The following is a 14,650-nucleotide window of genomic DNA, read 5'->3' on the forward strand; positions in this document are numbered from 1 at the left end:
TGGTTCATAATATCTCACCTTTTCCGCACCTAAAAACTTATACTTTCTATGCTTACAAAAAAACTTATAAACTCTGATTCTATAAGAAAATAACTGCAAATTGTACTTTATTTCGTCAGCATATTTTTATTTGCACCATTTCATAACGCTGGACGCCCAGGTTAATCCTCCGCCAAATCCTGCTAACGCAACAATATCACCCGATTTAATTACCCCTGATTTTACAGCCTCATCAAGAGCGATTGGTATTGAAGCTGCAGAAGTGTTTCCATACTTATTAATATTTACCACCACTTTTCCCATTGGCAGACCAAGCCTTTTCGCTGCTGATCGAATGATGCGAATATTTGCTTGGTGAGGCACAAGATATGTGATGTCATTCTCAGTAAGATTTGCATTCTTCAAGGCCTTGAGAGTGGTTTCCCCCATTACCTTGACAGCAAATTTAAAAACCTCGTTTCCGTTCATATGAATAAAATGCTGTTTCTGCAATATCGTTTCTACTGTTGCAGGATGACGTGAACCACCAGCCGGTATTTTCAGAAGTTCTGCACCACTGCCATCTGCCCCTAAATCCACTCCTAGGATACCATAGCCTTCTGGTGTCTCACCTAGTACAGCAGCTCCTGCTCCATCACCAAACAGCATCCCCGTATTGCGATCGCTCCAATCCGTAAATCGAGATAAGGTTTCTGCACCAATTACTAAGACTTTACGATACATACCTGCTTTAATAAATTGACTGCCGGTTATCAGGGCATATAGAAAACCGGAACAAACTGCAGAAATATCAAAGGCAGCAGCGTTTATCGCTTTGATATTCTCCTGCACTACACATGCAGTTGCCGGAAACGCCATATCCGGTGACGCCGTTGCTACGATAATTAAGTCTATTTCTGCTGCAGAAATTTTAGCATCCTCTAATGCCTTTTGGGCTGCTTTAGTAGCTAAATCTGACGTAGATTCATTCTCTGCCGCAACACGCCGTTCATGAATCCCTGTACGCTCGACAATCCATCGGTCAGAAGTATCCATTATTTGTTCCAGGTCTTTATTCGTCATGATCCTTTGAGGCACATAAGACCCTAGTCCAATAATACCAACGCATTTATCATTCATTTCATAGCCCTCCCCTTGTTTAAAACTCTTAGGTTACTCTTAAAATTGCTAGTTCTGTCTTTCATTATAGCACCTGGTATTAATACCAGGCAACATTTTTTAATATATCACTTACAGCAATTTCCAAACTGGTGAAATAATTAGTCGTAAAATGGCACCAGGTATCATAGGATACCTGGTGCCATCCAATTTTGCTCTTTTATTAAATTTTGCTTAACTTTTTATTCGGCAAGCCAGGCACCCATTCGCCTGGCTTCCGCCACTATTTCCCTTTGTTTGCTTACGAGGACTGCCATTAAGAACAACGATTTTTACATACTTATACCTCCGTCTTTAAATATCTACATCAATCAGCTAATCTTCTTTGCAGGGCATTTGGTGTGGTCAGTAAACCACAAGCATTTTCTTATTGATCCGCCACAGTTGCGACACTGCTGGATAGGCTCCTTTGCAAGAACCTTGTTTGCCCAGTTTTCATCAGCATAGATCCCTCTGCCTATTGCTGCAAAATCCACATAGTCATTTTCAATTAGGAAATTTGCCTGCTCACCAGTAAAGATTTCTGATACGGCAATAACGGGAATCGTAACATGCTTTTTAATCTCGCTGCCGTTGAATACAATCGTACTGCATTTAAAGTCAGCAGGAACATCACCCGCAGGCTCTTTCATACCAAAAGAAACATGAAGGAGATCAATCCCTAATTCCTCGAAAGCCTTGGCAACGTCAATTGCTCCTGCTACGTCAGGGATATTACCTCCCATACGAACGCTAACGATGGAATCTTCGCCAACAGTATCACGAATCTGATCTATTATCTCCATTAGAAAGCGCATTCGATTTTCTAAAGCACCGCCATAGTTATCTTTTCTTTTGTTGAAGGTTGGGTCTAAAAATCTACATAACGTATACCCATGGGCAAAGTGATATTCAACACCATCAAATCCTGCTTGTATTGCCTTTGCAGCAGCTGCAATACAGTCACTTTGCATCTTATGAATCTGTTCTGGTGATAATTCATTGACGTCCACATCTCCACAAGAAAGCTGCATCATTACAGTAGAACCATAGCTATGGCAGTTTTGGGCGATCTTTTCCAGGGGCTTCATCTGTTCGTCACTCCAAACTCCAAGCTGCTCTGCCGCACCTGCAACAGGAGTTGCTTGCACAATGATCAAGCCTGTACCGCCTTTTGCTCTTTTGGTATAGTGATCAACATACTGCTCACCATACATACCTCCATCGTCGCCTGTAAAAGAAAAACACATCATCGGCGGCATAACAATTCGATTTTTTATTTTCTTTCCTCTTATTATGATTTCGTCGGAAACTTTACTCATACATGCATACCCCATTTCTGTATGTTATTTACAATATATATCCAATATTATATATACTATCACATTAAATCGCAAGTACACACTTATATGTGCTATAGTATCTATTTATATACTGAAATAATGCAAATCTGCTTTCTAATTTTTTATATAAATATTCAAACATGTTGTAAGGCTAACCCCTTTTCTCTTCTGGCAGCATCAATTATCTTTTGTATAAACCCAATTTTTGAACAGGTAAATTTTGCAATATTGCCACCATTCCTTTTATTAAAACACTTTTCAACTTTACCATATTCAAAAGCGAGCTCAGGATGATCACGCAAATAATCACGCAGCAAAAATTCATTGCGCAAATAAAAATCATCATCGTAAGGAAGAATATGCAAGTTATGTGTCCAAATGCCATTCTCATATTTTTTAAACAAATATCGATCATTCATATCGATTTGCATATAGCTATAGTCCTTTAAACTAAACATCGATTGATAAAAGCCAAATCCCCTAAAAGGTACAACACCAATCAAGATAGCGATTACCGATTTTGCTTCTTGCTGAGGAATCGCTGTGCTCCCTACATGCTCAATAGCGACTGCATGAGAGCCAAGGATCATCCGTATATTCTTTTTTTCTTTCTCGAAAGCTTGTCCCCAATCCCAGTCACATTCCATAACTTTCATTGCATTTTTCATATGATCTCCTCCAAATTAATAGCCATTGTTAAATTTACCAAATATTACCTTTTATGATATGTTTGCCATTAAATAACAAAACTCCTGCAAAGTTAAGATATATTTTGCAGAAGTTTCTCCAAGATTTCTCTAATGAAAAGATACAGTTTGAAGGTTAATACTAAAAAAACATTGAAATCTGAAAACAGCAGTACATTGGGTATTGACAATCGTATGTGAAAACATTATAATCGTAACAATACTATATACGATATTGGTGATGACGGAAAAAAGTAATTGTGCCCTTTTCATGCAGAGAGCTAGTGGCTGGTGTAAACTAGTTGAAAATACACAATGAAGTTCCTTCCCGAACTGCAGGCTGAAAAACACAGTAGGTCTTGCCGTATTGTCTACGTTACAGATATAGAGCTGATCTTATGATCGAACTAGGGTGGTACCGCGGTGATTCGTCCCTTATACGGTATCGCTTTTTATTTTGTCTAAGATCAAATTTGGGTGGTACCACGGTCACTATCGTCCCTCTTTTTTAGAGGGGCGTTTTTTCTTTTATAGCTGGCATAAAAGAAAATAGATGAAAAATACTCTATACCTTAAGGAGGTTTACACACATGAATATTCCATTTCTAATTGTATGCATATACATTCTGCTGCTCTTTATTATTAGTTATTTTGCTCGACGGCGGTCTGCTGGCAGTGCCACCAATTATATCCTGGCAGGCAGACAGCTTACAACCCCACTGATTACCGTATCCATTGTAGGTCTTGCCGTTGGCGGAGCGTCAACCATTGGTGTGGCAGAACAAGCTTATAAAGTCGGCCTCTCTGCAGGCTGGTATACAACGGCTTGGGGTCTTGGAGCCATCACCATGGGAATGTTGGTTGCCAAAAAATATCGCCAGCTTAATATCACCACGATACCCGAACTTTTAGGCAGATACTATGATAAAAAAGGTATGATCGCAGGTATCGCCTGTCAAATACTCATTCAACTAGTCGTTATGTCGCTTCAATACCTGGCAGGCGGCAGTATCCTTTGTGCTTTAATGCCTGAAATCTTTACACTAACTACCGGCATGCTTACAAGCGCCGTCGTATTTATTAGTGTTACGATGACTGGAGGCATGTGGTCAGCTAGTCTTTCCAATCTTTTAAACGTATCATTAAAATACATTGGTATTATCTTAGCTACAATTGTCAGCGTAACACATGCAGGTGGTCTTAAAAACATTGAAGCTCAGCTGCCTGCAAATGTACCTTATCTCAGCTTCTTTGACGGTGTAGGTATCACCGGTATTATCACCTGGATACTCGTATTAGTAACTGTCAACTTATCTTTACAGAGCATCATTCAGATCTCTTTGGGAGCCAAAGACGTTCAAACAGCTCGCCGTGGTTTTGTGATTGGCGGCTTGATGATGCTGCCCATTGGTTTTGTCAGTGCACTACTGGGCATCATCGCAAAAACCATGTTTCCCGATGTAAGTCCTGCTATGGCCCTTCCAATGACCATCATGTCATTGAACCCTGTATTGGCAGGGATTACGTTAGCAGCTTTATGGGCAGCTGACGTATCCACAGCTTGTAGTCTGCTACTCAGCTCAGCAACCTTGTTTTCCCAAGACATTTACAAAAAGTTTATTAATCCTGATCTGAGCGATAAAACGTTTCTGGTTGTCACAAAGGCATCCGTACTCATTTTAGGGTTATTAACCCTGATTCTCGCTATGACCATTAGCGGTATTATCACTACCCTTATGATTGGTCTTAGCTTAACGGCTTCCTTTAGTGTAATTGTTCTCTTTACCTTATTCGCCCCCTCTCTTTGCCGCAGAAACGCTGCATTTTATACCATTATGGTAAGCTTAGTGGTTTTAATCCTCTGGCAGACCGTTCCTTCTGTCCGCATCCTCCCTCACGTGATTTATCTGGAATGGATTGCTTGTGTCGGCACCTTCTTATTAACGTATCTACTGGATTCAAAGGTTATTACAGCCTCCGAATGCGCCTAATAAAAGCAATAAGAAAATGCTACGCGCCCTTTAAAACATAGAAAGTAAACCGAACCGCAGAGGTGCAGAGAACACTGAGAAAAAATAGATAAGGTTAAAAACCTCTGTGTTCTCTGCGAACTCTGTGTCCTCTGCGTTCAACGTTCCCTTAAACTTATAAATTCTTATCTTATAAAAAACGCCTGCAAGGATTCTACATACGAGAATTCCTGCAGGCGTTTTTTATTTTCAATACATATTCCTAAGTAAGAATTAAGCTGCTTATAGAATAATATTATGCTACAAGATCGTTACACAAACCTTTCGTTTTCGCGGACCATCAAATTCGCAAAAATAAATCCCCTGCCAAGTTCCCAGATGCAGACTTCCATTCAGTATGGGAATGGTAACGGATGACCCAATCATAGACGCTTTCACATGAGCACGAGAATTCCCTTCACTATGCTGATAATCCAGTTCCGGTACCATATGATTGAGTGCGAGCAGCATATCCTTTATCACATCAGGATCAGCATTCTCATTAATCGTTACTCCTGCCGTCGTGTGAGAGACAAAAACTTGGCACAAATTCTTCTCGCCCTGATTTTGTCTCAATAGATCTGCCACCTGACTAGTAATATCGATAAATCCCTTACGCGGAGTGTGAATCGTAAATTCTTTCAGCATAGTAAACCTCCATATAATCTCATAACTCTGTAAGAAAAATATTAACATATTTTTAAAAACATATAAAACGAATCGAACCACAAAAACGCAAAGGACAAAAAGGGTTTTATTTATATTTTTTTGTGCACTCCTTTGTGTGCTGCACTAGCGGCATTGTGCCTTTGTGTTTCACAAAATCTCATCTTTTTCCGCCTATAAAACTTTCTATACTTATTAGAAAGGTCGTATGGCTATTTCAACTTCTTCATATTCTTCACATCTTCGCGGTTCAAAATGTTTTATTTTTTAAAAGGCATTTTATCAAAAGCTACATTTAAAATACGCTTCATTACTGATTCCGGGCCAGAACGATCGTATTCTTTTCCAAAAGCGCTGGATATACGGTCTCTTCTATCTGAATACTTCCATACATCTTTCCAAGTGCGAGCATCAACAATTCGAAATCGCAGGTCGGCGCTATCGTAAATTCGATAACCAGCATCATAGTGAACAACAACGGATCTTGGAACTTCCATCCAGCCAGAATACGCCTTTCCATCTGCTGTTACTCCTCCATATCGAACTCTGTCAATAACAGTCTCCGTTGAATAATACGCATCATAATGTTCATAGAACCAGCCAAAATCATGAACTTCTGTAAATAGTACAAGATCGGCATACTTTGGTATTGCTTTAATTAGATCTCCCGACATATCAGGCCCTATTACAGCATCTACTGGAGTATTAGGATCAGCCTTTATTCTTTCTATAATATAAGGCAAAGTGACATAGTGAAATCCAGTTACCTTTTCCCATCTACTCGCCAACATATCCTCGATCTTTATTTGCACATCCGGATAGTTATGAAACTGATTCTTGCCACTAATATCAAATCCATCATAAATAAATTCAGTATCCATAATTAGAATAGTTTTCACTTTTGTGAAGTCGTAAGCGTTCTCTTTCCATTCGGTCTGCTTCGCTAAGGCTATTGGAGAAATTCCAGAAAGAATACATATCATTACAATAAAAATCTTTATTGCAGTACTCATATTATATTCCTCCTTTTAAAATGACTTGTATATGTATTTTTTATTTCTATTATAAGGGGGAATGGTAATAATTGAAATCATTTTATCCGATGACTCGCTGATTATTTTTTCCAGCTAACAATACCGTAAAAAAAAGAAAGCCCCAAATAACATTCCTCTGCGTATTTCCATCAGTAACTCCTTTATGTTAAAGTAAACTCCACTGCAGGCGAAGTTTAAATTCCAACTCTAATAGTGTATACGCATGATGATTAAAAAATATACTACGATAGTATTATAAAGTGCTACACCAAGAGCTCTCAAATAGAGCAGCTCTTGGTGTAGCACTTTTTTAGTACCTTTCTTATGCTTCTACAATCCCTAATAACTTTAAAAGATATATAACTCCAACAAGGAGTGCTACATTTTTAATTTGATGTAATTCATGAATATTCATCCAATCACCTAATTTCCTTTTGATTTGTTCTTCTCCCATTTCTTCCTAATATTAGCATAAATCATTTTGAGAATGATTACCTCTACCGAAAGGTATAGTTTTCCGATTTTTTTTACTAAACAAGAGAAATAATAACCTATTCTTTAACATATATAGCAAATCGAACTATAAAGATGCAAAGGAGGCATAACGTGGAACCTACCTATGAGCTTATTTTTTTATCATTGAGAACAGAGTGAAGCAATCTAAAGGATTGCTAAGCTGTGATTGCTAGTGACAGATTGGTGAACTTTATCCTCTAGAACGTATAAATAAAATAGGCAAAAAGTTCTGTTAGAACTTTTTGCCTTCAATTTTCTTTGATCAGCTTTTTTACAATATATACTATTTCATTTTGTATGTCAAGAGTAAAATTATATATCTTCCTTATCACCTTTTTGCTTGTTGACAGGCTACCTCATTCCCTTTACAATAAAATCACCATATGTGCATATACACACGAATAAACGCTGCATATTCCATAAGAAAGGTGACCATCTAATGAAAAATAATAATGAACATCATCATCCTAAAAATCCCAGCCCTTGCAACTGCTTGAATATTAGGCGAGCCTCTAGAGCTGTTACCCATTTTTATGATAAGATTCTACAACCTAGCGGAGTTACCATTAGTCAATTATCCTTATTAAAGCATCTTAAACAAGTCGAGCCGATCACAATCAGCGAATTGGCTAACGTCATGCGCATTGATCGAACAACATTGAATCGGAACATGAAACCATTAGTAGATCATGGCTTAATAACAATCACTCCTGGCCAAGACCCCAGAACCAGACAAGTAGTGATGACCCCAAAAGGAACAACCACCACAAACAGTGCATCGCAGCTCTGGGATAAAGCCCAAGCCTCTGTTAAAGACTATTTGGGAGAAACCGATCTGGCTGTGCTAGTTAAATTACTTTCAAAACTAGAGGCATTAGTTCCTTAATAAGAACATTACTACGCGTCCTTAAAACAGATAAAACGAGTCGAACCACAAAGACGCAAAGGACACAAAGGGTTTTATTTATATTTTTTGTGCACTCCTTTGTGTGCCGCCTCAGCGGCATTGTGCCTTTGTGGTTCATAAAAAACTCTGACACGTTCTTTTGTCAATTGCGAACAGAGTGAAGCAATCCCCTCTTGTTAAGAATTGCTTCGTAATTGACGAGATAGTAATAATGCTTTATTCAAAGGGATATCGTATTCCCCATCGAGATCGAACTTCATCCATGATTTCCATGACATCCATGGATAATTCTACGGTATCCATTTTAGCTTTGTTCAAGATGCATTGATTCATGTCTTCCACTTCATATACCAATGCTTTCTGGGTCTCACCAGCTTCTATCACTTCCACTTTTCCGTCTAGATAGTGTATCGTAGCCTCCGATGCTCTTGGAAAATTATCGATTGTAATAAATCCTAATTCTCCTGCTATAACACCTCGTTTTGGCATTTTTGCTCTCATCGTTAGAGAAATCACTGCCATTTCATCCTTGGAGTTTTTAAGCAGGATACCTGACTGCTCATCTACACCCGTTTCGAACTTTTTCGCAGTAGTCAGTACCTCGTAGGGTTGGCTGGAAAGGAAGTATCTGGCGAAAGACAAAGCATACGTGCCAATATCAAGAAGTGCGCCCCCTGCCAATTCTTTACTAAAGAATCGATTGGTAACATCGTATTCTTTGCAACTTCCAAAAGATACCTGAATCATTTTAAGTGTGCCAATTTGCCCTGAGGTAACAATATGACGCAGCTTTTTTAATAATGGCATGTGATACACAGTCATAGCTTCTGCAACGACTAAACTCTTTTGCTCTGCTGTAGCAACAATTTCTCTTAATTGCCTGCTATTCAAAGTAATAGCCTTTTCACAAAATACATGCTTATTGTTATGGAGGCTCTTCATTATAAATTCATAATGATTACTATGCGGCGTTGCGATATAAACTACATCAATTCCAGGATCATTCAGCATTTCTTCATAATTGCCATAGACCTTTTCAATATGATAAATACTTGCAAAGGCCTTTGCTTTTTCAAGATTTCTTGCGCCTACTGCATAGATACTGCCATTCACTTCCCTGATTGCTTTTGCAAAATCCAAGGCGATTGCCCCAGGACCTAAAATTCCCCATTTTAATGTAGTCATATGCTCACCTCAAAAAAGATTTTTCTAACGAATTTCTTACCACATTGCTGCTTCTTTTCTATGCATATCAATTTAAATGACCACTTTTATATTCTTCCAATTTATACTATTTTCACAATACAATGCAAAACTCCTGCACGCTTTGCAGGAGTTTTTATAAGAAAGCACAGTTGAAAAGGACTACTCCCATCAAATTTGGCATTTTCGATTGAATCTTAACCTTTGCAGTATATTTCTTCTGTACAGACTTCTATGCCTTTATCTTTGAGCATTTTGGCAAAGATACCATCACCAGAAATCAAATTTCCCGAAAATGTACCATCATATATCCACCCTGCGCCGCAAGTAGGCGACTTCGATTTCAGTATCGCTTTTTGGCACCCACTCACTACTGCGATTTCTAAGCCCATTTTGGCACCTGCCCTATATGGAGCTGTCTGATCATCACCATTTAAAGAGATGATCTTTCCTTCAAATTGCTCTACTGGAGGACGAGGAGTTGGCAACCCAGCAAGTATTTCAGGACAGATTGGTATAGCCTTACCTTGTATTACCATTTCTACAATTTGTGGAACAGAGTATGACGAACCATTATATCTACATTCGACACCTGCTAAACAAGCACTTACGATTATCATTCCTATCATGATCCTTTTCATCTAAATTCGTACCTAAGTTTACTATTCCCTATTATAATGAAAAATTCCTGCATGGTCTAAACCGTGTAGAAGTTACTATTGTAAGAAAAATGCTAACGCATCCTAATAAAAATAAAACCCTTGAACCACGAAGACTCGAAGATTACGAAGCTTAAAAGATCTTTAGCGCAGAAGCACAGAATACTGAGAAATAAAAATCTCTCAGCATATTCTGTGCTTCTACAGTTACATCATTATTTCACGGCTCTCAAGAACATATAAGATCTACCTTTAGCGAATAGCACGACGTCTTTTCGCCTCATCAACAATACTTTTAAATTCAGCTTGTGCCGCTTCTTTCAATGTCAATATCTTGGCAGTCGTAGCAACGGCTATCCGGTGCCCTTTTTCTCTAGCCACTGCACCACGACAAGGTGAAACACCTCGAACTTGACGCGCTTCTTCTACAAAATCAGAAGCTCTGGCACTCACTTTTGCTGCTGCGTTTTTCACTTCGTCTTTGGCAATTAAAGCCCCTTTAGTCACCTTCACTGCACCAGACCGTAGATTGCGGCGATCCGACAGCAAAGCTAGAACAATACCACCGGCCAACAATAACAAGAGAGAGCTTTTGCTGAACATTTTCAAAAAATTCATATACATTACACCTCCTCGCACTTATTCTAATTTTCCCGTTGTATGAAAGCTTTATGTATTTTAAATTAAGGATTCATTCCATAATACATTATCATCAATTATCACTAATCTTGTCATCACTTCTAACCAATATTGAATAAAAATAGTAGGTACATATTGCCAATAGTAACGCCGTCGTTGAAAATAAAACGAAATATCCCAGATGTTCAGCTACACCGCCCAATATGGCGGCAGAAAGAGCAGTTCCAATATCACCAGCTGCAATCATAATACCTAGAGCGGTACCTCGATTCGTTTGCTGGATTCGCTCTACTAAAAGTAAAACCAAGGTGGGATAAACAACACCAAATCCTAGCCCAAACAGAAGTCCTGAAAGAACCAGCATAATAGGCGAAATGGTAATCAATAACAGCAAGATACCGAGCAACATTGTGATACTCGCATATAGTGTTGCATTTAAGAGCCCTAAGATATGGCTTATCTTTTGTACGAAAAGACGGGAAAAAACCACTGAGATGGCAAAAGCAATAAAGAAAAGAGAGTAAAAATCAACCCCCTTATCAATGGCAGCAAGTGGGATAAAGGTTAGAGCTGCACTAAAAGCAAAACTTGCTGCAAACTGAGAAAGAGTCGACGCACAAACAACATTGGATTTCAGTACATCCATAAATGGTGCTCGAACAACATTTCTCGCAGCTAACTGAATTGGCTGGGAATGCCACTTCATCACATTAAAAGCAATCCCGATTAGAATAACACTAATGCCAACAAGTGTATTGAATCCAAAATTATCAAAAGCTACCTGAGCCATGCTCATGCTAAGACCAAGACCACACATGGTAGTTAACGTATACATGGCAATCGAGTTGGAGTTACTTTCTCCTGATCCGATACTGCTGGCAAAGGTAACTGCTCCTGTACCATAAAAAGCCTGCCCAATACCGTAAAGGAATCGTAAAACAAAAAAACCCAAAAAACTTGTCGCCCACCAATAACCAACAGTTGATAAAATAAGTACGATTTGTCCAAGCAGAATCACTGGACGGCTGCCTTTAGTATCCACTTGAAAACCAATCCACGGCCTTATAATAAGGGAACTCATTGCCGTAGCGCCCATAATAAGCCCAATTTGCGTCTCACTTAATCCGCTATTGTGCAAAAAAACTGGTAATACAGGAACAAGTAAGGAAGTACCAAGAATTGTATTGAAGTGAGAAATTGCAATACTTTGAAATTGTTGGTCCTTAAAAATCTGAAATGAATTAGCCATGAATAACCCCTTTTAGTCAACGTGATATCTTATATGAAATGAAGGATAGCACCCTTCTTACTATGAAATATTCAATCCTGCAAAGTTAAGTACTTTGCAGGATTCTTTCTTGCCTATCTTCCTTCCTAATTATACACCAAACTTACCCCTTATTACGTATTAATTTTAAACGTTAAGGCTTTGATTCCATCTGAAGACGATCAAACTTACTAATGGTATTAACCAGATGATTATTAAAAATTTGACGTGCTATCACCAGCAGCTCTCGAATCATGGGATCTTGCAGTGAATACGATACTCTTGTTCCATCTTTACGGGTTTTAACAATGTTTTTATTGCGAAGAATCGCTAATTGCTGGGAAATAACGGCTCCTCCAACACCACATAGGGACTGCAGCTCATTGACGTTCTTATCGCCATCACATAGGATCTCTAAAATATTAATTCGCAATGGATGAGATAAAGCTTTAAAAAAATCAGCCTTAAACTCTTGGATTTCTCTATTCATACTGTCTACTCCTTCTACACCAGAACCTCATTTGTCCACATTTCATAATAATAACTTTGTGATTCATATTCAAAGATAACTATATAGTATTAATTGAATATATGATACTATGTATCTATCTATATTTCAATATAATAATGTTTCACATTTTTTGCATAGAGGTGTATAATAATGAACATATTGTTTTTCGGACTGAAAGGGGATTTACATGACACGCGCTATTAGAGTACCACTAAAACGTTATTTTACTAGATTTTTTAAGAAAGATTTATTAGCAGGTCTGACGGTAGGTGTGATTTCTCTGCCCTTAGCCATGGCCTTCGCAATTGCTTCTGGCGCAAATCCTGAAAATGGTATTTATACCACAATTATTGCAGCTTGCCTAGTTGCTCTATTTGGTGGAAGCAGATATCAAGTTGCTGGTCCAACCGGTGCTTTCATTCCCATCTTGCTCTCCATTGTACTCACCTATGGATTTGAGAACCTTCTGATTGCTGGATTCTTATCCGGAATTATACTGGTTTTCATGGGACTTTTAGATATGGGATCTCTGATTAAGTTCATTCCCCGCTCTGTTACCATCGGATTTACAGCCGGTATTGCTGTCAACATTTTTGCCGGCCAGATTTCTAACTTCTTTGGTTTAACTGGCCTTGAACGTCATGAAAGCTTTTTATTTAATATGCAGGAGATCATAGCCCACTTCCATACGATTAATCCTTATAGCACATTAACTGCAGTCATTTGCTTAGTAGTAATTCTCATTACACCTCGTTTTTTACCAAAAGTACCTGGTTCTCTAGTTGGACTCATCCTATCGACAATGATCGCAACTTTTTTCTTTCCAAATGATGTAATTACTATAGCTTCTGCCTTCGGTGGAATCCCCAGCGATTTACCTCATATGCAATTTCCTGACATTACACTAGAAAAAGTGCAGCTGCTGCTTCAGCCAGCTCTGACAATAGCCATATTAGGTGCCATTGAGTCTTTACTATCTGCCGTTGTCGCCGATGGTCTGACAGGTACACATCATAACAGCAATCGCGAATTAGTAGGACAAGGTATCGCCAATATAGTAATTCCCTTATTTGGTGGAATCCCAGCTACAGGTGCTATTGCCCGTACAGCAACCAATATTAAATCTGGCGCGGCAACACGATATTCTGTTGTAATTTCTGCCGTCTTCGTACTCCTTACGATGCTCGCTCTTGCGCCCTATGCAGGTCTTATTCCACTAGCAAGCATGGCCCCTGTTTTAATGGTTGTTTCTTATAATATGAGTCAGCATCAAGCCTTTATTGGTATTGCAAAAGTCAAATCCTTAAGTACCGGAGTCTTACTTATTACCTTCTTCCTTACCGTATTTGCAAACTTAACGGTAGCTGTGGAAATCGGTTTATTACTTACCATGATGCTGTTCGTCAAACGAATGAGTGAAATCATGGTCGTAACACAAGTTGTACCCGATCATGAAAACCATTTAATCGATATCGCAGACCAAAATGCACTTCATACCTATGATTGTTCCCAAATTAGCATTTTTAGCATTGAAGGTCCTTTATTCTTTGGCGCAGCCCAAATGTTTTCGGAAAGCATCATGAGTACGATCCATTATGACCCTAAAATTATTATATTACGCATGAGCCGAGTTCCAATTATGGACATTACGGGAGAAAATCATTTACGCATGATCGTAGAAAATATCCAGAAAAAAGGCATCACCGTCTTGATTTCGGGTTTAAATGAACAACCGGAGAAAAAAATGAAAAAAACTGGTCTTTATGATCAGATTGGACAAGACCATTTCTTTCCTCACACCAATAATGCTATCGCTTACGCATTAGAGCAGATTAATAAAACTCATTGCAAAACCTGCCAGAAAATAAATGGAAACGAATGCGTACTGGCTAGAAAGTAACTGTAGTAATAAAATCGAATGAAGAACTGAGACTATCCCGAAATCTGTGTAAACCTCCAAGTTGGTGTAAAATAGAGACATCAACTTGGAGGTTTTTATTATGGCAAGAAGAAAAATTACCCCTGAACGTAGAGAACAACGGAAAAAATTATTGGAGCTACTTCAAGGAGCCG

At 38.6% G+C, this 14,650-nt stretch carries 14 protein-coding genes and 1 other annotated feature; of the genes, 3 read left to right on the forward strand and 11 right to left on the reverse strand.

Annotated features, from left to right (window positions below; translation table 11 throughout):
* Nucleotides 1–126 precede the first annotated feature (126 nt).
* The 3 genes from LMF89_RS23370 to LMF89_RS23380 all read right to left on the reverse strand — a co-directional run bounded on the left by LMF89_RS23370 (nt 127) and on the right by LMF89_RS23380 (nt 3,148).
* Nucleotides 127–1,119, reverse strand: coding sequence for a beta-ketoacyl-ACP synthase III (locus LMF89_RS23370; protein WP_229537202.1), 993 nt, complete (start codon nt 1,117–1,119; stop codon nt 127–129).
* 350 nt (nt 1,120–1,469) lie between these two features.
* Nucleotides 1,470–2,459 (reverse strand): NADH:flavin oxidoreductase, encoded by a 990-nt coding sequence (locus tag LMF89_RS23375; RefSeq protein ID WP_229537203.1) that lies wholly within the window; start codon nt 2,457–2,459, stop codon nt 1,470–1,472.
* A gap of 155 nt (nt 2,460–2,614) precedes the next feature.
* Nucleotides 2,615–3,148 (reverse strand): GrpB family protein, encoded by a 534-nt coding sequence (locus tag LMF89_RS23380; RefSeq protein ID WP_229537204.1) that lies wholly within the window; start codon nt 3,146–3,148, stop codon nt 2,615–2,617.
* Between the two features lie 250 nt (nt 3,149–3,398).
* Nucleotides 3,399–3,605: a binding site (T-box leader), on the forward strand.
* 151 nt (nt 3,606–3,756) lie between these two features.
* On the opposite strand from LMF89_RS23380, the gene LMF89_RS23385 reads away from it, so the two are divergent.
* Nucleotides 3,757–5,157, forward strand: coding sequence for a sodium:solute symporter family protein (locus tag LMF89_RS23385; RefSeq protein ID WP_229537205.1), 1,401 nt, complete (start codon nt 3,757–3,759; stop codon nt 5,155–5,157).
* A 279-nt stretch (nt 5,158–5,436) separates the two neighbouring features.
* Here the strand turns inward: LMF89_RS23385 and LMF89_RS23390 are convergent, their stop codons facing one another.
* The 3 genes from LMF89_RS23390 to LMF89_RS25995 form a co-directional block, all read right to left on the reverse strand.
* Nucleotides 5,437–5,823: a secondary thiamine-phosphate synthase enzyme YjbQ gene (locus LMF89_RS23390; protein WP_229537207.1), complete on the reverse strand. Its 387-nt coding sequence runs from the start codon at nt 5,821–5,823 to the stop codon at nt 5,437–5,439.
* A gap of 278 nt (nt 5,824–6,101) precedes the next feature.
* Complete coding sequence (locus LMF89_RS23395; RefSeq protein WP_229537209.1) at nt 6,102–6,854, reverse strand: hypothetical protein; 753 nt, start codon at nt 6,852–6,854, stop codon at nt 6,102–6,104.
* Nucleotides 6,855–7,197: 343 nt separating this feature from the next.
* Nucleotides 7,198–7,329 carry a hypothetical protein gene (locus tag LMF89_RS25995; RefSeq protein ID WP_255711609.1) on the reverse strand — a complete coding sequence of 44 codons (132 nt, stop codon included), beginning with the start codon at nt 7,327–7,329 and terminating at the stop codon, nt 7,198–7,200.
* A gap of 501 nt (nt 7,330–7,830) precedes the next feature.
* Here LMF89_RS25995 and LMF89_RS23400 point away from each other — a divergent pair.
* Nucleotides 7,831–8,277 (forward strand): MarR family winged helix-turn-helix transcriptional regulator, encoded by a 447-nt coding sequence (locus LMF89_RS23400; RefSeq protein WP_229537210.1) that lies wholly within the window; start codon nt 7,831–7,833, stop codon nt 8,275–8,277.
* Between the two features lie 237 nt (nt 8,278–8,514).
* Here the strand turns inward: LMF89_RS23400 and LMF89_RS23405 are convergent, their stop codons facing one another.
* The 5 genes from LMF89_RS23405 to LMF89_RS23425 form a co-directional block, all read right to left on the reverse strand.
* Nucleotides 8,515–9,483, reverse strand: a complete 969-nt coding sequence (locus tag LMF89_RS23405) for a Gfo/Idh/MocA family protein (protein WP_229537212.1) — start codon at nt 9,481–9,483, stop codon at nt 8,515–8,517.
* A gap of 215 nt (nt 9,484–9,698) precedes the next feature.
* Complete coding sequence (locus LMF89_RS23410; protein WP_369412705.1) at nt 9,699–10,121, reverse strand: 2-thiouracil desulfurase family protein; 423 nt, start codon at nt 10,119–10,121, stop codon at nt 9,699–9,701.
* Between the two features lie 291 nt (nt 10,122–10,412).
* Nucleotides 10,413–10,778: a hypothetical protein gene (locus LMF89_RS23415; protein WP_007956966.1), complete on the reverse strand. Its 366-nt coding sequence runs from the start codon at nt 10,776–10,778 to the stop codon at nt 10,413–10,415.
* 94 nt (nt 10,779–10,872) lie between these two features.
* Nucleotides 10,873–12,048, reverse strand: a complete 1,176-nt coding sequence (locus LMF89_RS23420; RefSeq protein ID WP_229537214.1) for an MFS transporter — start codon at nt 12,046–12,048, stop codon at nt 10,873–10,875.
* Nucleotides 12,049–12,220: 172 nt separating this feature from the next.
* Complete coding sequence (locus LMF89_RS23425) at nt 12,221–12,556, reverse strand: ArsR/SmtB family transcription factor (RefSeq protein ID WP_229537215.1); 336 nt, start codon at nt 12,554–12,556, stop codon at nt 12,221–12,223.
* A 208-nt stretch (nt 12,557–12,764) separates the two neighbouring features.
* On the opposite strand from LMF89_RS23425, the gene LMF89_RS23430 reads away from it, so the two are divergent.
* On the forward strand, nt 12,765–14,477 hold the full coding sequence (locus tag LMF89_RS23430; protein WP_229537216.1) for a SulP family inorganic anion transporter: 1,713 nt from the start codon (nt 12,765–12,767) through the stop codon (nt 14,475–14,477).
* Nucleotides 14,478–14,650: the final 173 nt, after the last annotated feature.

Source organism: Pelosinus baikalensis (genome assembly GCF_020819555.1).
GTDB classification, from domain to species: Bacteria; Bacillota; Negativicutes; order DSM-13327; family DSM-13327; genus Pelosinus; species Pelosinus baikalensis.

Bases quoted from the DNA above. Each gene is read 5' to 3' on its own strand.
- LMF89_RS25995 (WP_255711609.1), bottom strand. From the start codon at position 7,329: ATGGGAGAAGAACAAATCAAAAGGAAATTAGGTGATTGGATGAATATT.
- LMF89_RS23430 (WP_229537216.1), top strand. From the start codon at position 12,765: ATGACACGCGCTATTAGAGTACCACTAAAACGTTATTTTACTAGATTT.
- LMF89_RS23400 (WP_229537210.1), top strand. From the start codon at position 7,831: ATGAAAAATAATAATGAACATCATCATCCTAAAAATCCCAGCCCTTGC.
- LMF89_RS23380 (WP_229537204.1), bottom strand. From the start codon at position 3,148: ATGAAAAATGCAATGAAAGTTATGGAATGTGACTGGGATTGGGGACAA.
- LMF89_RS23385 (WP_229537205.1), top strand. From the start codon at position 3,757: ATGAATATTCCATTTCTAATTGTATGCATATACATTCTGCTGCTCTTT.
- LMF89_RS23370 (WP_229537202.1), bottom strand. From the start codon at position 1,119: ATGAATGATAAATGCGTTGGTATTATTGGACTAGGGTCTTATGTGCCT.
- LMF89_RS23410 (WP_369412705.1), bottom strand. From the start codon at position 10,121: ATGATAATCGTAAGTGCTTGTTTAGCAGGTGTCGAATGTAGATATAAT.
- LMF89_RS23390 (WP_229537207.1), bottom strand. From the start codon at position 5,823: ATGCTGAAAGAATTTACGATTCACACTCCGCGTAAGGGATTTATCGAT.
- LMF89_RS23375 (WP_229537203.1), bottom strand. From the start codon at position 2,459: ATGAGTAAAGTTTCCGACGAAATCATAATAAGAGGAAAGAAAATAAAA.
- LMF89_RS23395 (WP_229537209.1), bottom strand. From the start codon at position 6,854: ATGAGTACTGCAATAAAGATTTTTATTGTAATGATATGTATTCTTTCT.
- LMF89_RS23425 (WP_229537215.1), bottom strand. From the start codon at position 12,556: ATGAATAGAGAAATCCAAGAGTTTAAGGCTGATTTTTTTAAAGCTTTA.
- LMF89_RS23405 (WP_229537212.1), bottom strand. From the start codon at position 9,483: ATGACTACATTAAAATGGGGAATTTTAGGTCCTGGGGCAATCGCCTTG.
- LMF89_RS23420 (WP_229537214.1), bottom strand. From the start codon at position 12,048: ATGGCTAATTCATTTCAGATTTTTAAGGACCAACAATTTCAAAGTATT.
- LMF89_RS23415 (WP_007956966.1), bottom strand. From the start codon at position 10,778: ATGAATTTTTTGAAAATGTTCAGCAAAAGCTCTCTCTTGTTATTGTTG.